The following is a 17,126-nucleotide window of genomic DNA, read 5'->3' on the forward strand; positions in this document are numbered from 1 at the left end:
TTTCGATCAAATGCAACGCCCGCGATCAGGCGCGGGCGTTGTCGACAGCATGGGTCATTCAGCGATGTAGTTGGGTGGGGAGTCCCTGAAGGCTTTGGTCAGCCAGGCCAGGTACAGCAGGCCGAGCAGTGCCCAGACACCACCGAACAGCAGCGAGTGGGCGTTCAGGTCCAGCCACAGCGAGACGATTATGCAGAAGCCGATGGTGGGCGCCACCAGGTACGTCAGCTGGTTGGCCAGGCCCTGGCGCTTGCCTTCGCGCAGGTAGCAGTGGTTGATCACCGACAGGTTGACGAAGCTGAACGCGACCAGCGCACCGAAGTTGATGATCGAGGTGGCGGTGACCAGGTCGAAGAAGATCGCCGACAGCGAAATCAGGCCCACCACCGCGATGTTCAGCACCGGCGTCTTGTAGCGCGAGTGCAGCCGGGCGAACAGGCTGGCCGGGATCACGTTATCGCGGCCCATCACGTACAGCAGGCGCGACACGCTGGTCTGTGAGGCCAGGCCCGAGGCGATGGTGTTGATCACGGTGCAGGCGATGAAGATCGACTGGAACAGCTTGCCGCCGACGTACAGGGCGATTTCCGGCAGTGCCGCTTCCTGGTCGTGGAAGCGGGACATGGTCGGGAAGTAAGCCTGGATGAAGTACGACACGGTGATGAACACCAGGCCGCCAATCAGGGCGGTGAGGAAGATCGCGCGAGGGATGGTCTTGCCCGGGTCGCGGGTTTCTTCGGACAGGCAGGTGACCGCGTCGAAGCCGAGGAACGAGAAGCACAGGATGGTCGCACCGGCGGCCAGGGCGCTGAGCTGGGTCTTGTCGTCGGCGAACGGCAGCAGGCTCCAGGCGGTACCCAGCCCTTCACCCTGGTCCAGGCCACGCACGCACAGGTAGATGAACACGGCGATGATCGCCACCTGCACGGCCACGAACAGCAGGTTGAAGTGCGCCACCAGGTTCACGCTGCGCATGTTGATCAGGCTGATCAGGGTGACGAAGCCGGCTACCCACATCCACTCCGGTACTTCCGGGAACATGGCCGAAAGGTACAGCTTGGCCAGCAAGGCGTTGACCATTGGCAACAGCAGGTAGTCGAGCAACGACGACCAGCCGACCAGGAAGCCGACGTGCGGGTTGATCGCGCGCTGGGTGTAGGTATAGGCCGAGCCCGACTGTGGGAAGCGCCTTACCAGGGTGCCGTAGCTCACGGCGGTGAACAGGATCCCGGCCAGCGCCAGGATGTAGGCGCTGGGTACGTGGCCGGCAGTAATCCCGGAAACGATGCCGAAGGTGTCGAACACGGTCATCGGGGTCAGGTAGGCCAGGCCGATGATGATCACGTGCCAGAGGCGCAGGGTTTTACGGAGTTGGCCGTTGCCGGAAGCGCTGTGATCAGGCTGCATGCTGGCATGGCTCCTGCGGCTGGGCGTAAACGGCGGGCACGGTGTACTGCGCATGCGGCAAGGGCGAGCGGGTGGGCTCCATGTTGTTCACCTTTATTGTTGGAGCAGCGGGGACGCGGGGGAGCGCGCAAAGTGGTGAAAATAAAAAACGATGGGTAGCTTGGTGTCAAGTTAAACATGACAAGATGTTGCTGGATTGAAATATTTATCGATTAAAGTGGGGTTTTGTTCGGTTTTTGCGCGTTTTTTTGCGGTTATGATCAATTTTGGTGTTCGCAAAAATTAACGAAGGCCGGTCGCACTTGGAAGGTATGTCAGGCGTTTCCCAAAAACGGGATTTCTCGAGACTGGCCAGCGCCAGGGCTGGGCTGCAGTGGTACTCTTGGCGTCCTGTGTGGCCCTTGGCCGCCTACGAAGCCCATATGGACAGCAATCGGTTCTATTCATGAAGAAATCAGTTGGCATCCTTTCCGGCCTGGCTATCGCCATTGCCGTCGTAACCACCGCTGGCGCCTGGTACACCGGCAAGCAGCTGCCTGCGGAGCTGGACAACGCCCTGGTCCGCAGCAACGCAGAACTCAAGAAGGCCCTGGTGAGTACCGGTGGCAGCATGAGCATCGAACGGGTGTCGCTGGAGCAGCATTTCTTCAGCAGTACCGCCCAGTACCGGCTCAAGGCCCGCGATATCAACCTGGGCGAAGGCGAAGTTGTGAATTTCGACGTGGGCGTTACCGACCAGATCGAGCACGGCCCGTTCCCCTGGTCGCGGGTAAAGGCGCTTAAGCTGATGCCGGTGCTGGCAGTCAGCAACAGCACGCTGCAGAAGGACGACGCCACCGCACCGTGGTTTGCCGCAGCGGGCGAGCAGGCCCCGGTCAGTGCCCAGACCAGCCTGGGCTACGATGGCAATGTTGTCAGCCAGGTCCAGCTGGCGCCAGTCAAGCTCGACGAAGCGGACGGCAACAGCCTCGACTTCTCGGGCATGCAACTGCAAGTCAGTGGTGACCAGGAAGGCAAGGCCTCGAGCTTCCACGGCCAGGCCGATCGGTTCGTGATGAAACTGGTACGCGATGACCAGCCGCCTGCCACTTTCGAGCTCAACGGCCTTAAGGTCGGCGGCCAGCTGGCGGCCACCGCGCACGAGGCCATCTATGTAGGCAATGTCGACCTGGCGCTGGCCGAAACCAAGGTCACTCTGGGGCCGAAACAGCAGGTGCTGGTGGTCAAGGGGCTGGAGCAGAACGCCCTGCAAGCCCTTGAGGGCCCGGATACCGTGGGTGGCCGCGTGGAGTACAAGGTCGGGGATATCACCTGGGATGGCCGTGCGGTGGGCAAGGCGCAGATGGCAGTGAGCATCACGTCGGTCAACGCGCCGGCGCTACAGGCGCTGTCGACGTGGTACCAGGCGCACCTGCCGGAATTCGAGGCCGCAGCTGCCGCTGGCCAGCCGGTACCGGAAATCCAGATGGACGATGATGAGAAGGCCAGGTTCCAGGGCGAGCTGCAGAAGTTGCTGGCTGCCAAGCCCCGGGTGGCAGTGGAAAACCTGTCGTTCAGGACCGCCAATGGCGAAAGCCGCTTTGACCTGTCGATGGGCTTCGCCGCCCCGGCCAGCTTCGACCTGCCGCCTGATCAATTGAGCAAGCAACTGATCACCGAGGTGAAGAGCAAGCTGTCGTTGTCCAAGCCTATGATCGGCGACCTGGCAACCTTGCAGGCACTGCTGGATGGCCAGACCGACGCCCAAGCCATTGCCATGCAATCGAGCCAGGCCGGGGAAATGGTCGGCATGATGGCGCTGCAGAGTGGCATGGCCACCGTGCAGGGCAACGATGTGGTAAGCAGCCTGCACTATGCCGATGGCATGGTCGACTTCAACGGCAAGAAGATGACCGTGGAAGAGTTCGCGATGCTCATGGCCTCGCACCTGGCGGCCCTGTCGCCGCAGGGCTGACGTTTCTCCTGTTCCGGCCTTTTCGCGGGCGCGTCCGCTTCCACAGGTTACTCCTTGCCCCTGAGGGCAGCGCTGTAACGGTGGGAGCGGGCGTGCCCGCGAAGAGGCCAGCACAGGCAACACAAAAACCACTTTAGAATTCGCTGGATTGTCTGTAGCCTTCGGCCTCCGATAATAATCCGCGCCCGCAGAGGGCCGTGGCGGCCTTCGTGCCGTCCGGCACCCTTAGCCGATCTGTCAGGGCCGGGTGATACACTCGATTCGACGCGCGCACGCGCCTGCAGGTCCAGCGATCATGACCCAGATTTCCGAACGCCTGTTGGTTCAGGCCCACCTCGACGCCAAGCAGCCCAACCCGCTGACAGCCGAGCAGGAGGCCGAATACCGTGCGGCCATCGCTGCCGAGCTCAAGGCCCAGAACGCCGTGCTGGTCGCCCACTATTACTGCGACCCGGTCATCCAGGCGCTGGCCGAAGAAACCGGCGGCTGCGTGTCCGACTCGCTGGAAATGGCCCGCTTCGGCAAGAACCACCCGGCCGAAACCGTGATCGTCGCCGGTGTGCGCTTCATGGGCGAGACGGCGAAAATCCTCACCCCGGAAAAGCGCGTGCTGATGCCGACCCTGGAGGCTACCTGCTCGCTCGACCTGGGTTGCCCGGTAGAAGAGTTTTCGGCCTTCTGCGACCAGCATCCCGAACGTACCGTGGTGGTCTACGCCAACACTTCCGCTGCCGTGAAGGCCCGTGCCGACTGGGTGGTGACCTCGAGCTGCGCGCTGGAAATCGTCGAAAGCCTGATGGACAACGGCGAGACCATCATCTGGGGCCCGGACCAGCACCTGGGGCGTTACATCCAGAAGCAAACCGGTGCCGACATGCTGCTGTGGGACGGTGCCTGCATCGTTCACGAAGAGTTCAAGTCGCGCCAGTTGGCCGACATGAAGGCGCTGTACCCGGATGCGGCGATTCTGGTGCACCCCGAGTCGCCGGAAGCGGTGATCGAACTGGCCGACGCGGTGGGTTCCACCAGCCAGCTGATCAAGGCTGCCCAGACCCTGCCGAACAAGACCTTCATCGTCGCCACCGACCGCGGCATCTTCTACAAGATGCAGCAGCTGTGCCCGGACAAGGAGTTCGTCGAAGCCCCGACCGCCGGTAACGGCGCGGCATGCCGCAGCTGCGCGCACTGCCCGTGGATGGCGATGAACACCCTGGAGCGTGTGCTGGATTGCCTTCGTAATGGGTCTAACGAGATTTTTGTCGACCCGGCGCTGGTGCCGAAAGCGATCAAGCCGCTGAACCGGATGCTGGACTTTACCCAGGCGGCGCGCCTGAAGTTGTCCGGTAACGCCTGACGCTGTACCGCGTCGCTTTCTTCGCGGGTAAACCCGCTCCCACAGGTACAGCGCAGCGCTCACGGGCGGTGCGGTCCCTGTGGGAGCGGGTTTAGCCGCGAAAGGGCCTTCAACGCCCCATCATTTCCTGAACCATGCGCTGCTGCTCCATGACCTCGCGCTGGCGCTGGTCAATCTGTGCTGCCAGCGGGAAGTTCCCGCCCGCACGGCGCTTGGCGTAATCCAGCTGCTGGATGGCCTGGTCAAAATCGCCCACCAGTGTGAAGTACTCGGCACGCGCCCGGTGCAAACCAATGGTATTGCCCGAAAGGCCCCGCACTTCGGCCATGTCGTACCACACGTCCGGGTCATCCGGCCGGCTCTTCACCAGTTCGTTCAGCACCTTTTCCGCCTCGGCGGGCTTGTTCAGCTTCACCAGCAGATCGGCACGCACCTGCTTCAGCGGGTAGTTGCCCGGGTACAACCCCTGCATGCGTTCGGCGCGCTGCTGCGCGTCGGCCAGGCGGTTGTTGGTGATGTCCAGATCGATCTGCGCCAGGTTGTAGGTAATGTCGTTGGGCGCCTTGGCCAGCAGCGGCTTGAGCAGTTCGCGCGCCTCGTTCAGCTGGCCGCCCTTGATCTGCGCCAGGGCCAGGCCGTAACGCGCGGCGTCCAGCTTGGGGTCTTCGTCCAGCTGGGCGCGGAAGCGTTTGGCCGCCAGCCCAGGGGTGCCTTCGTAGGTCAGCGCCACCCGGGCACGGATCAGCTGGTAGCGCATGCTGTCCTCGACGCCGCCCTTGGGAGCCTGCTCGGCGCGGTTGCGGGTGTCGGCGATACGCGACTCGGTTACCGGGTGGGTCAGCAGGAATTCCGGCGGCTTTGCATCGTAACGGTACTGCCGGGCCAGGCGCTCGAACATGGTCGGCATGTTGCGCGGGTCGTAGCCGGCCTTTTCCAGGTTCTGGATGCCGATGCGGTCGGCTTCCTGTTCGTTCTGCCGGGAGAAGCGCCGCTGTTCCTGGATCGCTGCCGCCTGGGTACCGGCGATCACACCGATACCGGCATCACCGCCGCCACCGGCCGCCAGCACGATACCGGCCAGCAGCGCCGCCATCATCGGTAGCTGCATGCGCTGCTGGGCCTCGACGCCGCGGGCGAAGTGGCGCTGCGACAAGTGCGCCAGTTCGTGGGCCAGTACCGAGGCGTACTCGCCTTCGGTCTGGGCGTTGAGGAACAGCCCGCCGTTGACCCCCACGATACCGCCCGGGGCGGCAAAGGCATTGAGCTCGCGGCTATCGATGAGGATGAATTCCAGGCGGCGGTCCTGCAGTTGGCTGGTTTCGGCCAGGCGGTACACGCTGGTTTCGACGTAGTCCTTCAGCTGCGGGTCGTTGAGCTGGTTGACCTGGCCGCGCAGCAGGCTCAGCCAGGCACGGCCGAGCTGGTGCTCCTGCTGTGGCGAGACGATCGCGGAACTGGCGTCGCCCAGTGATGGCAGGTCGTCAGCATGGCCGGGAAGGGCCAACAGGCAGGCCAGCGTCAGCAGGGTAGGGCGCAGTAGATTCATGCATGAAGCTCGCGTCGGTCAAAGATACCTACTGTAGCGGGCTCACACGTTGGCGACCAGTGGCGCTATCCTAGCCGGCCAAATCCAGATACCGCCTGGCAATACCGTTGGAGAGCCCCGCAATGAGTGAAACCCTGACTTGTGACGCCGAACTGGACGCCAGCGGGCTGAATTGCCCTTTACCGCTGCTGAAGGCCAAGATGGAGCTCAACCGCCTGGCCAGCGGCGCGGTGCTCAAGGTAATCGCCACCGACGCCGGCTCCCAGCGTGACTTCCGCACTTTCGCCCAGTTGGCAGGTCATACCCTGCTGCGGGAAACGGCCGAGGCCGGCACCTACACTTACTGGCTGCGCAAGGCCTGAGTCTTTCCAAGGATCGTCAATGTTCAAAGTGCTTCGCGACTGGATGCAGCGCTACTTCTCCGATGAGGAAGCGGTGGTGCTGGCGGTCCTGCTGTTCCTTGCTTTTACCGCGGTACTCACCCTGGGTGGCATGCTTGCGCCGGTGCTGGCGGGCATGGTGCTGGCGTTTCTGATGCAAGGGTTGGTCAATGCCCTGGAGCGCTTGCGGGTACCCTCCCGATTGGCGGTGATGCTGGTGTTCGCCCTGTTCATGGGCGCGCTGGCGGTGTTCATGCTGGTGCTGGTGCCGCTGCTGTGGCACCAGCTGATCACCCTGTTCAACGAACTGCCGGGCATGCTCGGCAAGTGGCAGTCGCTGTTGTTGCTGTTGCCCGAGCGCTACCCGCACCTGGTGTCGGACGAGCAGGTGCTGCATGCCATCGAGTCGGTGCGCGGGGAGATCGGCAAGTTCGGCCAGTGGGCGCTCACCTTCTCGCTATCGAGCCTGCCGTTGCTGGTCAACGCCATGATCTACCTGGTACTGGTGCCGATCCTGGTATTTTTCTTTCTCAAGGACCGCGAACTGATCGGCCGTTGGGTCAGCGGCTACCTGCCACGCCAGCGCAGCCTGCTGAACCGGGTTGGCAGCGAGATGAACCGGCAGATCGCCAACTACATCCGCGGCAAGGGCATCGAGATCCTGATCTGCGGCATCGCCACCTATATCGCCTTCATCAGCCTGGGGCTCAACTACGCCGCGTTGCTGGCGCTGCTGGTAGGGCTGTCGGTGGTGGTGCCTTACGTGGGCGCGGTGGTGGTGACCGTGCCGGTGACGTTGATCGCACTGTTCCAGTGGGGCTGGGGTGACCAGTTCATCTACCTGATGACGGTGTACGCGATCATCCAGGCGCTGGACGGCAACGTGCTGGTGCCGCTGCTGTTCTCCGAGGCGGTGAGCCTGCACCCGGTGGCGATCATCTGCGCGGTGTTGCTGTTTGGCGGGTTGTGGGGGTTTTGGGGGATCTTCTTTGCCATCCCGCTGGCGACGCTGATCAAGGCTGTGCTGGATGCCTGGCCGCGGCAGGAGCCTAGTGTGTCACCGATGCTGTAATTTTGGGGCTGCTTTGCCGCCCATCGCGACACAAGGCCGCTCCTGCAGGGATACGCGATTTCCTGTAGGAGCGGCCTTGTGTCGCGAAAGGGGCGCAAAGCGCCCCCCCAACGATCTCAAGCCTTGTTCAGGGCCTGGGCAGCAGCCAGTACTGCATCCACATGCCCGGGCACCTTCACCCCGCGCCATTCCTGGCGCAGTACACCGTCCTTGTCGATCAGGAAGGTGCTGCGGTCAACGCCCATGTATTCCTTGCCATACAGCTTCTTCAGCTTGATCACGTCGAACAGCTGACACAGGGCTTCGTCCTTGTCGCTGATCAGCTCGAACGGGAAGCCTTGCTTGGCCTTGAAGTTTTCGTGCGACTTGATGCCATCGCGCGACACGCCGAACACCACGGTGTTGGCCGCGGCAAAGGCATCGTGCTGGTCACGGAAGCCCTGGCCTTCGGTGGTGCAGCCCGGGGTGCTGTCCTTCGGGTAGAAATACACCACCACCTGCCGGCCCTTGAGCTCGGCCAGGCTGACGGTCTGCCCGCTGGTAGCCTGGGCCTGGAAGTCGGCAACGGGTTGGTCGAGTGCTACAGCCATGTTCGGTTTCCTTACATTGGGTTCTGTGGACGCCATGGCTCGATCAGCGCATCGAGGTTCAGGGCATCGGCAAAGTCCAGGAACTGGTCACGCAGCCAGCTGATCTGGGTGCCGGCCGGCAGAATCACGGTGAACTGGGCATTGAGCATGCTGCTGCCGGTCTGCGGCGCCAGGTAGGTATCGCAGGTCATGGCTTCCAGCTCGACGCGGTGGTCGAGGAAGAACTGGCACAGCTCGTTGATGATGTCCGGCCGGTAGGCGGCGCTGACGTAGGCCACGTAGGGCAGGGCCTGCGGGCGCACTTCCTGGTCGGCGCTGCGCACCACGTCCAGGGTCAGGCCGTGCTTCTTGCCCAGGCCAGGCAGCATGGCTTCGAGGCGCGCCAGGGCGTCCCAGCTACCGCCTACCTGCAGTACCAGGGCGCTGGTCTCGCCGTGGCGGCTCAGGCGCGAGGTGACCACCGCGCAGCGGTTTTCGAAGGCAGCGCGGCTGAGGACGTTGGCCAGCTCCATGGGGTTGGGGCCCAGGGCACTGATGACAAGGAATTGTTCGCGGACGGTGGGGGTGGACATGCAGCATTCCTAAAGCGATGAGCGGTCGGCACAGGACGGGCGAAAGCCTCCTGTCGGCAGGGCCCGGGGCTCGCATGCGAGGTCGTGGACGCTGGCGGGGAGCAAGGTCGACGGCCCGGCGGGCCGCGCTGCACCGATCAAAGCATCAAGGGTAGCGAAATAAGGCGCCGAGGGGAATGCTCCGCCCGCCTGCTTCGCTTGTGCAAGGCCGATGCCCCCAGTACCATTACCGCTCTCTTTTTCCGGCAGGAGCAGTTACATGATTGCGGGCAGTATGGTGGCATTGGTCACACCCATGGATGCACAAGGGCGTGTGGACTGGGGCAGCCTCGACAAACTTGTAGACTTCCACCTGGAAAACGGCACCCACGCGATTGTCGCTGTCGGCACAACCGGTGAGTCCGCCACGTTGGATGTCGAAGAACACATCCTGGTCATCAAGCACGTGGTCGAGCGCGTCAAGCGCAGCAACAAACCGATCCCGGTCATCGCCGGCACCGGTGCCAACGCCACTGCTGAAGCCGTGCACCTGACCCAGAACGCCAAGAATGCCGGCGCCGACGCCTGCCTGCTGGTGGTACCGTACTACAACAAGCCGACGCAAGAAGGCCTGTACCAGCACTTCAAGCACATCGCCGAAGCCGTCGACATCCCGCAGATTCTCTACAACGTACCCGGCCGCACCTCCTGCGACATGCAGGCCGATACCGTGATCCGCCTGTCGAAGGTCAAGAACATCATCGGCATCAAGGAAGCCACCGGCGACCTGGCCCGTGCCAAGGCCATCCTGGATGGCGTCGACAAGGACTTCATCGTCCTGTCCGGCGATGACCCGACCGCCGTCGAGCTGATCCTGATGGGCGGCAAAGGCAACATCTCCGTCACCGCCAACGTCGCCCCGCGCGAAATGGCCGACCTGTGCGAGGCCGCCCTTGAGGGCAATGCCGAGAAGGCCCGCGCAATCAACGAAAAACTCATGCCGCTGCACAAGGACCTGTTCTGCGAAGCCAACCCGATCCCGGTGAAATGGGCGCTCGTCGAGATGGGCCTGATGCAAAAAGGCATTCGCCTGCCGCTGACCTGGCTGAGCGAAGGCTGCCACGAAAAAGTCCGTACTGCCTTGCGCCAGTCCGGCGTACTGGTTTAAGAGGAAGTACACCGCATGAAGCGACTGGCTGGTCTTTCCGCCCTTGCCCTGATCATCTCCAGCACCAGTGGGTGTGGCTGGCTGTGGGGCGAGGATGGCTATTTCCGCGACCGCGGCAGCGATTACCTGCAGGCGCGCCCGACTGCGCCGATGCAGCTGCCGCCGGACGCCAGCAACGTCAAGCGCCTTGACCCGCTGCTACCGATCCCGCGCAACGTCGCCGACGACAGCGCCACCGGCGAGTTCGAGGTGCCGCGCCCGCAACCGATGACCGGTGGCGCCGCCCAGGTTACCGACTACAGCCTGCAGCGCAGCGGCAGCAGCCGTTGGGTGCTGGCCCAGCATTCGCCGGCCGAAGTATGGCCTGTGGCTCGCCAGTTCTTCGAAGACAACGGCTTCCGCATCGCCGAAGAGCGCCCGCAGACCGGCGAATTCAACACCACCTGGCAGCGTTTCGACGAACTTTCGGCTTCGCTCGGCCAGCGCCTGGCCAGCACTGCGAGCAGCGCTGACAGCGAAGTGCGCGTGCGTGTGCGCATGGAGCCTGGTGTGCAGCGCAACACCTCCGAGGTGTATGTGGTCAGCGTCGAGCGCCCGGCTGGCAGCACTGCCGAACCCGATTTCCCGTCCACCTCCAGCAACACCGGTGCCGATGCCCTGCTGGTCGACGAAATGCTTGCCAGCATGAACCGCAGCGCCGAGAAGGGCGGTTCGGTATCGCTGCTGGCCGCGCGCGATTTCGACGCGCCAAGCCGCGTCAGCCTGAGCGAAGACGGCAGCGGCAACCCGGTGCTGTACCTGGGCGCCGACCTGGACCGCGCCTGGTCCAGCGTGGGCCGTGCCCTGGAGCAGGGTGGCGAGTGGCGTGTCGAGGACATCAACCGCAGCCTGGGCCTGTACTACATCAACCTGTCTGAAAAGCCTGAAGACAAGCAGAACCAGCCTGGCTTCTTTGGCCGCATGTTCGGCAGCGAGCCGACCAAGGAAGAGCGTGAAGCCCGTGCCGAACGCTACCAGGTTCGTCTGAGCAAGGTAGGTGAGAGCGTGCAGGTCACGGTCGAGAAGAACATCAACACCGTGGCCCCGGCCGATGTCGCCCGCCGCGTGCTGAGCGCCATTCAGGACCACCTGGGCTAAGTGCGCTTCGCGGTACTCGGAAGCGGCAGCCAGGGAAACGGCACGCTGATCGCCAGTGGTGACACGTTCATCCTGGTCGATTGCGGGTTTTCCCTGCGCGAGACCGAGCGGCGCCTGGCGCTGCTCGGCGTATCGGCGGCCCAGCTCAGTGCGGTACTGGTTACCCACGAACATGCCGACCACGTACATGGGGTCGGCTTGCTGTCACGGCGCTACAATGTACCGGTCTACCTCAGCCAGGGGACCTTGCGCGGCATGCGCAAGCCGGTGGAGGTGGCCGGTTTTCTCGCTTGTGGCGAAAGCCTGCGTATCGGCAGCCTGGAAGTGACCGCGGCGCGGGTCGAGCACGACGCCTACGAGCCGCTGCAGTACGTGGTCAGCGACGGCCAGCGGCGCTTCGGCATGCTGACCGACCTTGGCTCGTACGACGCGCTGCTGCTGGAGCGTTATCAGGGCCTGGATGCACTGTTGATCGAGGCCAACCACTGCCGCGACCTGCTGGCACGCGGTCACTACCCGGCCTTCCTGAAGCAGCGGGTGGGTGGCATGCAAGGGCATTTGAACAATCACCAGGCCGCGCGCCTGGTGCACGAGTTGGGCTGGAGCAACTTGCAACACCTGGTGCTGGCCCACCTCAGCAGCAAGAACAACCTGCCACAGTTGGCTCGCCAGTGCTTCGTCGACACCCTTGGGTGCGACCCGGACTGGCTCCAGGTGGCGAATCAGGAACACGGGCTCGACTGGCGCGAAATCGCCTAGCCCAACACCTCAAGCAAGCGGAGCCCAATCATGGAAAAACGCGACGAACTCTACCGCGGCAAGGCCAAATCGGTTTACAAGACCGACGACGCCGACCGCTTGATCCTGCTGTTCCGTAACGACACTTCGGCGTTCGACGGCAAGCGTATCGAACAGCTCGACCGCAAAGGCATGGTGAACAACAAGTTCAACGCCTTCATCATGCAGAAACTGGAAGAAGCCGGCGTGCCGACCCAGTTCGACAAGCTGCTGGGCGACAACGAGTGCCTGGTGAAGAAGCTGGACATGATTCCGGTCGAGTGCGTGGTGCGCAACTACGCCGCCGGCAGCCTGGTCAAGCGCCTGGGCGTGGAGGAGGGCATCAAGCTGGAGCCGTCCACCTTCGAGCTGTTCCTGAAGAACGACGAGAAGGGCGACCCCTTCATCAACGAATCTCACGTTGTCGCGTTCGGCTGGGGCACCGCCGAGCAGCTGGCCGAAATGAAAAAGCTGTCGCTGAAGGTCAACGAAGTGCTGAGCAAGCTGTTCGATGACGCCGGCCTGCTGCTGGTCGACTTCAAGCTGGAATTCGGCGTATTCCACGGCCAGATCGTGCTGGGCGACGAGTTCAGCCCGGACGGCTGCCGCCTGTGGGACAAAGAGACCCGCAAGAAGATGGACAAGGACCGCTTCCGCCAGGGCCTGGGCGACGTGATCGAAGCCTACGAAGAAGTTGCCAAGCGCCTGGGCGTGCCGCTGTAAGCGGCACGTTCACGCAAGCGCCTGATACCACGCGATTTTTTTAAAAAAAAGGTTTGCGTTTTAAAAGAACGCTGGTATGATGCGCGGCATTGGAGAGATGCCGGAGTGGTCGAACGGGACGGATTCGAAATCCGTTGTACTGGCAACAGTACCTAGGGTTCAAATCCCTATCTCTCCGCCATACAAGATGAAGCCCCTGGGAACGAAAGTTTCCAGGGGCTTTTTCGTTGTGCCTTATTTTTTCATCATCCCCAGTTCAGCATCATCCAGCAGCGCCTTGGCCATCGCACTCAGGTAATGCGAGGCCCAGATCAGCTTCTGGTCGCCATCCATCAAACCGGTGATGATCAGGTCGCGGACGTAGCCCATCAGTTCGGATGCCTGTTCGCGGGCGTCCTGGCAGGGAATGCCGGGCTCGATGCGGAACAGCGGGTGGGTGTTGTTTTCGCCTTGGTAGAAGCAGGTCTTGCCGACTGTGGTGGGTTGCTTTGTGTCGTCGGTGGGCATTGTTTTTCTCCCTGGAATCTTGGGTGTCTGTGCCGGCCTCTTCGCGGGCGCGCCCGCTCCCACAGGTACTGTGCAGTGCTTGAGGGCAATGATTACCCCTGTGGGAGCGGGCGTGCCCGCGAAGAGGCCAGGCCTGCTAGTGCAAAGTTCGTGGCTCAGCCGGTAAATGGGCCTGCATCTGCAATTGCATCAATGCCGACTCGACCAGGCCCTGTACCGCTTCCATTTCATGGATCACGGCCTGCATCACGATCGAACTCGGGGCCGTGGGTTTGAGTTGAATGGATTGGCGGGCCACGAACAGGGCGCAGAGTACGTACTCTGAGGACTGGACCAGGGTGTCTTGCAGAGCCTGGGTGGAATCGAGGGAGTGGGGTGGATCGGGGACCATCTTGCGCATAGTTAGCTCCAGAGTCAGTCGAGCTGCTACGGACTTGCTGTCAAACAAGAGGGTGGCAGCGGTACGCGGGTTGACAGACCGAGGACTCCGGAGACTCGGCGCACACGAGGTGCCCCACGTACTGCCGCCATAACGGGGGTACGTGCACGGAGAAGTTGTCGGCCTGTCAAAGCCGGTCGTTGAGTTGACAACGACAAGCCGAGACTAGAGCGCGACCCAATCCGTCGCAACAGTTTGAGCGGGTTGGCAGTATGTTTGGGAAATGGCCTACAGGGAAGGGGATAATTCTGAGTTTCAGCTGTAGGACTGGGGGCCGCTTTGCGGCCCATTGCGACACAAGGCCGCTCCTACAGGGGATTGCGCACAGGTCCAGCCTGGTGCGATCGCTTGTAGGAGCGGCCTTGTGTCGCGAAAGGGGCGCACCGCGCCCCCCCCAGGGCCTTCAGCGCATTGCCGCCAGCTTGATGCCGAACCCCAGCAGGCAAGCCCCCGCCAACCGCTCGAACATATTGGCAACTCGCGGATTGGCGCGCATGCGTTCGGCCAACTGGTGCGTCAGCACCACCGCAATCAACCCGTACAGGAAGGTCACCACCGCCACCGTCGCCGCGAGGAAGCTGAAAGTCACCAGCCCCTGATGCTTCACCGGGTCGACGAACAACGGGAAAAATGCCATGTAGAACATGATCGCCTTGGGGTTGAGCAGGGTGATCATCATGGTCTGGCGCAGGTACTGGCCGTTGTCCATACGGCTGGCCCGCGGCGCGCCACCGGGTTTGCTCAGCAGCATGCGCAGGCCCAGGTAGGCCAGGTACGCAGCACCGGCCCATTGCACCACGTGGAAGGCGGCAGGGTAGGCCGCCAGCAGGGTGGCAACACCAGCCACCGCCAGCCACAGCAGCACCTGGTCACCCAGGATAACCCCACAGGTCGCGGCCATGCCTGCCTTGATCCCGCCCTTGCCGGTGGCGGTGATCAGGGCGAAGTTGCCTGGCCCGGGGATGGCCAGGACGATGATGAAGGCGATGACGAACGCGCCGTAGTCGGTGACGCCGAGCATGGAAAACTCCTGTTGATGGTGCGTAGGCAGAGTTCAAGACTATCGTCGCCACCGGTCCGCTTTTCAACCATCTGCCCGAAAATTGAAAACAGGCGCTCAAATTTCAGAAGTGCGGGACATTTCCTACAACGGCAACTAGTTGTTGCACACGTGCAACCAACAACTGCACCTTGAAGCTTGGATCCAATGCTTGGGTTCTGTATCATCCCGCCGCCATCAGAATGATGGCCTTAGATGATTCATTTAAAGGACTTAGTATGAAAAAGCTGTTCAAGGCTACCGTTGCCGTTGCTGTCGTTTCGGGTGTTGCCCTGCTGTCGGGTTGCACCGGCCAGGTTTACAACCAGCCGAAAAACTGCAGCTACGACTACCTGTTCCACCCTTCGGTTTCCATCTCCAAGATCATCGGTGGCTGCGGCCCGATCGATAAACTGCCTCAGCAGCAGTAATCTTGGCGGTACCCTGATCGCGACGCTTGCAGCGTGATCCAAGGCCCCCGGTCATTTCCGTGATCGGGGGTTTTTGTTTTTCCGCGTGACAATCTGCCACTGAGGCAACCCGTCGCCTTGACGCTCCGGGTGGCAATTTGTTTGTGCTGGCATTTAAGCTACAATCGGAAAAACGATTCAGCCGTGTCGGTCAATTCGACAAAAGGCCGAGTCGTTTTCTGGTTCTCTGGCTGCTGAACAATGATCAACAACAAGCCTGCGCTGCAGAACACGCTTTACCTGGGCCAGCCACAGGCCCGCCCTCTGTTCTCCTGACTGGAATCGATCAATGTTCAAGAAAGCTGGCAAGACCTTGCTGGGTCTGGCTGTCGCTGCAAGCGTCATGCAAGCGCACGCCGCAGAAACCAAGAAAGTAGATGTGCTGCTGGTCGGCGGCGGCATCATGAGCTCTACCCTGGCCGTTTGGCTGCACGAGCTGGAGCCAAGCTGGTCGATGGAAATGGTCGAGCGCCTGGATGGTGTGGCCGAAGAAAGCTCCAACGGCTGGAACAACGCCGGTACCGGCCACTCCGCGCTGGCCGAGCTGAACTACACCCCGGAAGACAAGGACGGCAACGTCAACATCACCAAGGCCATCGAAATCAACGAGGCCTTCCAGATCTCCCGCCAGTTCTGGTCGTGGCAGGTCCGCCAGGGCGTGTTGAAGAACCCGCATTCGTTCATCAACACCACGCCGCACATGAGCTTCGTGTGGGGCGATGACAACATCAAGTTCCTGAAAAAGCGTTATGACGCGCTGCAGGCCAGCCCGCTGTTCCGCCCGATGCAGTACTCCGAGGACCACGCGCAGATCGCCAAGTGGGTCCCGCTGATGATGGAAGGCCGCGACCCGAACCAGAAGCTGGCCGTGACCTGGACGCCAATCGGTACCGATGTCAACTTCGGCGAGATCACCCGCCAGTTCGTCGGCCACCTGAAAACCCAGGAAAACTTCGACCTGAAGCTGTCCAGCGAAGTGCAGGACATCACTCGCAACAAGGACGGCTCGTGGCACGTCGAGTACAAGAACCTGAAGGACGGTAGCGAATCGGCCACCGACGCCAAGTTCCTGTTCATCGGTGCCGGCGGCGGCGCGCTGAAGCTGCTGCAGAAGTCGGGCATTCCTGAAGCCAAGGAATACGCGGGCTTCCCGGTGGGCGGCTCGTTCCTGGTGACCGAGAACCCGACCGTGGCCATGCAGCACATGGCCAAGGCCTACGGTATCGCCTCGACCGGCGCACCACCCATGTCGGTTCCGCACCTGGACACCCGCGTGCTTGACGGCAAGCGCGTGATCCTGTTTGGTCCATTCGCCACCTTCTCGACCAAGTTCCTGAAGAACGGCTCGTACCTGGACCTGCTGAGCAGCACCACCACCCACAACGTCTGGCCGATGACCAAAGTCGGCATCGATCAGTACCCGCTGGTGGAATACCTTGCTGGCCAGTTGATGCTGTCTGACGACGACCGCTTCGAAGCCCTGCGCACCTACTTCCCGAACGCCAAGAAGGAAGACTGGCGCCTGTGGCAGGCCGGCCAGCGCGTGCAGATCATCAAGCGTGATGCCGAGAAGGGCGGCGTGCTGAAGCTGGGCACCGAAGTGGTCGCTTCCGAAGACCGCACCATCGCCGGCCTGCTGGGGGCATCGCCAGGTGCTTCGACTGCTGCACCGATCATGCTGAACGTGCTGGAAACCGTGTTCAAGGAGAAGGTCGCCACCCCTGAGTGGCAGGCCAAGATCAAGCAGATCGTGCCGAGCTACGGCACCAAGCTGAACGACTCGGCGGCGGCCACCCAGAAAGAGTGGAACTACACCGCTGAAGTGCTGCAGCTCGAGAAACCACCGGTGATCGACGAGAGTGTCGGTACCACGGCTGCACCGAGCCATCCGGTCGAGAGCAAGCCTGAGAATGACATGGCGCTGTAATCGGCCATTGTTTTGAAAGAAGCCACGGGGGAGACCTCGTGGCTTTTTTGTTGCCTGTACCGGCCCTTTCGCGGGTAAACCCGCT

17 protein-coding genes and 1 tRNA gene are annotated in these 17,126 nt (G+C 62.2%); 11 read left to right on the forward strand and 7 right to left on the reverse strand.

The window, feature by feature from the left end:
* Positions 1 to 54: 54 nt before the first annotated feature.
* The gene (locus tag CAF92_RS12355) at positions 55 to 1,407 is read right to left on the reverse strand and encodes an APC family permease (protein ID WP_085600996.1); all 1,353 of its coding nucleotides are present in this window, start codon (positions 1,405 to 1,407) and stop codon (positions 55 to 57) included.
* A gap of 445 nt (positions 1,408 to 1,852) precedes the next feature.
* Here CAF92_RS12355 and CAF92_RS12360 point away from each other — a divergent pair, with 445 nt between their 5' ends.
* Positions 1,853 to 3,361: a YdgA family protein gene (locus CAF92_RS12360; protein ID WP_085600997.1), complete on the forward strand. Its 1,509-nt coding sequence runs from the start codon at positions 1,853 to 1,855 to the stop codon at positions 3,359 to 3,361.
* A gap of 295 nt (positions 3,362 to 3,656) precedes the next feature.
* Positions 3,657 to 4,715: a quinolinate synthase NadA gene (gene nadA / locus CAF92_RS12365; RefSeq protein ID WP_019472564.1), complete on the forward strand. Its 1,059-nt coding sequence runs from the start codon at positions 3,657 to 3,659 to the stop codon at positions 4,713 to 4,715.
* Positions 4,716 to 4,824: 109 nt separating this feature from the next.
* On the opposite strand, the gene CAF92_RS12370 is transcribed toward nadA, so the two are convergent.
* Positions 4,825 to 6,261 (reverse strand): M48 family metalloprotease, encoded by a 1,437-nt coding sequence (locus CAF92_RS12370; RefSeq protein ID WP_085600998.1) that lies wholly within the window; start codon positions 6,259 to 6,261, stop codon positions 4,825 to 4,827.
* Between the two features lie 122 nt (positions 6,262 to 6,383).
* On the opposite strand from CAF92_RS12370, the gene CAF92_RS12375 reads away from it, so the two are divergent.
* Both CAF92_RS12375 and CAF92_RS12380 read left to right on the forward strand, forming a co-directional pair.
* Positions 6,384 to 6,623: a sulfurtransferase TusA family protein gene (locus CAF92_RS12375; protein ID WP_004375233.1), complete on the forward strand. Its 240-nt coding sequence runs from the start codon at positions 6,384 to 6,386 to the stop codon at positions 6,621 to 6,623.
* Between the two features lie 19 nt (positions 6,624 to 6,642).
* Complete coding sequence (locus tag CAF92_RS12380) at positions 6,643 to 7,713, forward strand: AI-2E family transporter (RefSeq protein ID WP_085600999.1); 1,071 nt, start codon at positions 6,643 to 6,645, stop codon at positions 7,711 to 7,713.
* A gap of 116 nt (positions 7,714 to 7,829) precedes the next feature.
* On the opposite strand, the gene CAF92_RS12385 is transcribed toward CAF92_RS12380, so the two are convergent.
* Both CAF92_RS12385 and CAF92_RS12390 read right to left on the reverse strand, forming a co-directional pair.
* Complete coding sequence (locus CAF92_RS12385) at positions 7,830 to 8,303, reverse strand: peroxiredoxin (protein WP_013973794.1); 474 nt, start codon at positions 8,301 to 8,303, stop codon at positions 7,830 to 7,832.
* 11 nt (positions 8,304 to 8,314) lie between these two features.
* Positions 8,315 to 8,875 carry a glycine cleavage system protein R gene (locus CAF92_RS12390; RefSeq protein ID WP_013973793.1) on the reverse strand — a complete coding sequence of 187 codons (561 nt, stop codon included), beginning with the start codon at positions 8,873 to 8,875 and terminating at the stop codon, positions 8,315 to 8,317.
* Positions 8,876 to 9,134: 259 nt separating this feature from the next.
* Between CAF92_RS12390 and dapA the strand changes: the two genes are divergently transcribed.
* The 5 genes from dapA (at position 9,135) to CAF92_RS12415 (ending at position 12,840) form a co-directional block, all read left to right on the forward strand.
* The gene (gene dapA, locus CAF92_RS12395; protein ID WP_046616494.1) at positions 9,135 to 10,022 is read left to right on the forward strand and encodes a 4-hydroxy-tetrahydrodipicolinate synthase; all 888 of its coding nucleotides are present in this window, start codon (positions 9,135 to 9,137) and stop codon (positions 10,020 to 10,022) included.
* 15 nt (positions 10,023 to 10,037) lie between these two features.
* Positions 10,038 to 11,159: an outer membrane protein assembly factor BamC gene (gene bamC, locus CAF92_RS12400; RefSeq protein WP_004375223.1), complete on the forward strand. Its 1,122-nt coding sequence runs from the start codon at positions 10,038 to 10,040 to the stop codon at positions 11,157 to 11,159.
* Entirely contained in the window at positions 11,160 to 11,918 is a 759-nt protein-coding gene (locus tag CAF92_RS12405; RefSeq protein WP_046616493.1) for an MBL fold metallo-hydrolase, read from the forward strand.
* Between the two features lie 30 nt (positions 11,919 to 11,948).
* Positions 11,949 to 12,659, forward strand: coding sequence for a phosphoribosylaminoimidazolesuccinocarboxamide synthase (purC, locus tag CAF92_RS12410; RefSeq protein ID WP_004375217.1), 711 nt, complete (start codon positions 11,949 to 11,951; stop codon positions 12,657 to 12,659).
* Positions 12,660 to 12,750: 91 nt separating this feature from the next.
* A tRNA-Ser gene (locus CAF92_RS12415) sits at positions 12,751 to 12,840 on the forward strand.
* Positions 12,841 to 12,893: 53 nt separating this feature from the next.
* On the opposite strand, the gene CAF92_RS12420 is transcribed toward CAF92_RS12415, so the two are convergent.
* The 3 genes from CAF92_RS12420 to CAF92_RS12430 form a co-directional block, all read right to left on the reverse strand.
* Positions 12,894 to 13,166, reverse strand: coding sequence for a DUF3077 domain-containing protein (locus CAF92_RS12420; RefSeq protein ID WP_025340252.1), 273 nt, complete (start codon positions 13,164 to 13,166; stop codon positions 12,894 to 12,896).
* A 136-nt stretch (positions 13,167 to 13,302) separates the two neighbouring features.
* Positions 13,303 to 13,566: a hypothetical protein gene (locus tag CAF92_RS12425; RefSeq protein WP_085601000.1), complete on the reverse strand. Its 264-nt coding sequence runs from the start codon at positions 13,564 to 13,566 to the stop codon at positions 13,303 to 13,305.
* A 442-nt stretch (positions 13,567 to 14,008) separates the two neighbouring features.
* Positions 14,009 to 14,626 carry a LysE family transporter gene (locus CAF92_RS12430; RefSeq protein WP_085601001.1) on the reverse strand — a complete coding sequence of 206 codons (618 nt, stop codon included), beginning with the start codon at positions 14,624 to 14,626 and terminating at the stop codon, positions 14,009 to 14,011.
* Positions 14,627 to 14,883: 257 nt separating this feature from the next.
* Here CAF92_RS12430 and CAF92_RS12435 point away from each other — a divergent pair, with 257 nt between their 5' ends.
* The gene (locus CAF92_RS12435; protein ID WP_046616491.1) at positions 14,884 to 15,075 is read left to right on the forward strand and encodes a YhfL family protein; all 192 of its coding nucleotides are present in this window, start codon (positions 14,884 to 14,886) and stop codon (positions 15,073 to 15,075) included.
* A 328-nt stretch (positions 15,076 to 15,403) separates the two neighbouring features.
* Complete coding sequence (gene mqo, locus CAF92_RS12440; protein ID WP_046616490.1) at positions 15,404 to 17,041, forward strand: malate dehydrogenase (quinone); 1,638 nt, start codon at positions 15,404 to 15,406, stop codon at positions 17,039 to 17,041.
* Positions 17,042 to 17,126: the final 85 nt, after the last annotated feature.

Origin of the sequence: Pseudomonas sp. B10(2017), from assembly GCF_002113295.1 — a bacterium.
Classification (GTDB): domain Bacteria; phylum Pseudomonadota; class Gammaproteobacteria; order Pseudomonadales; family Pseudomonadaceae; genus Aquipseudomonas; species Aquipseudomonas pudica.

Coding starts and splice junctions, on each gene's coding strand:
- CAF92_RS12355 (WP_085600996.1), bottom strand. CDS start 1,407: ATGCAGCCTGATCACAGCGCTTCCGGCAACGGCCAACTCCGTAAAACC.
- CAF92_RS12360 (WP_085600997.1), top strand. CDS start 1,853: ATGAAGAAATCAGTTGGCATCCTTTCCGGCCTGGCTATCGCCATTGCC.
- nadA (WP_019472564.1), top strand. CDS start 3,657: ATGACCCAGATTTCCGAACGCCTGTTGGTTCAGGCCCACCTCGACGCC.
- CAF92_RS12370 (WP_085600998.1), bottom strand. CDS start 6,261: ATGAATCTACTGCGCCCTACCCTGCTGACGCTGGCCTGCCTGTTGGCC.
- CAF92_RS12375 (WP_004375233.1), top strand. CDS start 6,384: ATGAGTGAAACCCTGACTTGTGACGCCGAACTGGACGCCAGCGGGCTG.
- CAF92_RS12380 (WP_085600999.1), top strand. CDS start 6,643: ATGTTCAAAGTGCTTCGCGACTGGATGCAGCGCTACTTCTCCGATGAG.
- CAF92_RS12385 (WP_013973794.1), bottom strand. CDS start 8,303: ATGGCTGTAGCACTCGACCAACCCGTTGCCGACTTCCAGGCCCAGGCT.
- CAF92_RS12390 (WP_013973793.1), bottom strand. CDS start 8,875: ATGTCCACCCCCACCGTCCGCGAACAATTCCTTGTCATCAGTGCCCTG.
- dapA (WP_046616494.1), top strand. CDS start 9,135: ATGATTGCGGGCAGTATGGTGGCATTGGTCACACCCATGGATGCACAA.
- bamC (WP_004375223.1), top strand. CDS start 10,038: ATGAAGCGACTGGCTGGTCTTTCCGCCCTTGCCCTGATCATCTCCAGC.
- purC (WP_004375217.1), top strand. CDS start 11,949: ATGGAAAAACGCGACGAACTCTACCGCGGCAAGGCCAAATCGGTTTAC.
- CAF92_RS12420 (WP_025340252.1), bottom strand. CDS start 13,166: ATGCCCACCGACGACACAAAGCAACCCACCACAGTCGGCAAGACCTGC.
- CAF92_RS12425 (WP_085601000.1), bottom strand. CDS start 13,566: ATGCGCAAGATGGTCCCCGATCCACCCCACTCCCTCGATTCCACCCAG.
- CAF92_RS12430 (WP_085601001.1), bottom strand. CDS start 14,626: ATGCTCGGCGTCACCGACTACGGCGCGTTCGTCATCGCCTTCATCATC.
- CAF92_RS12435 (WP_046616491.1), top strand. CDS start 14,884: ATGAAAAAGCTGTTCAAGGCTACCGTTGCCGTTGCTGTCGTTTCGGGT.
- mqo (WP_046616490.1), top strand. CDS start 15,404: ATGTTCAAGAAAGCTGGCAAGACCTTGCTGGGTCTGGCTGTCGCTGCA.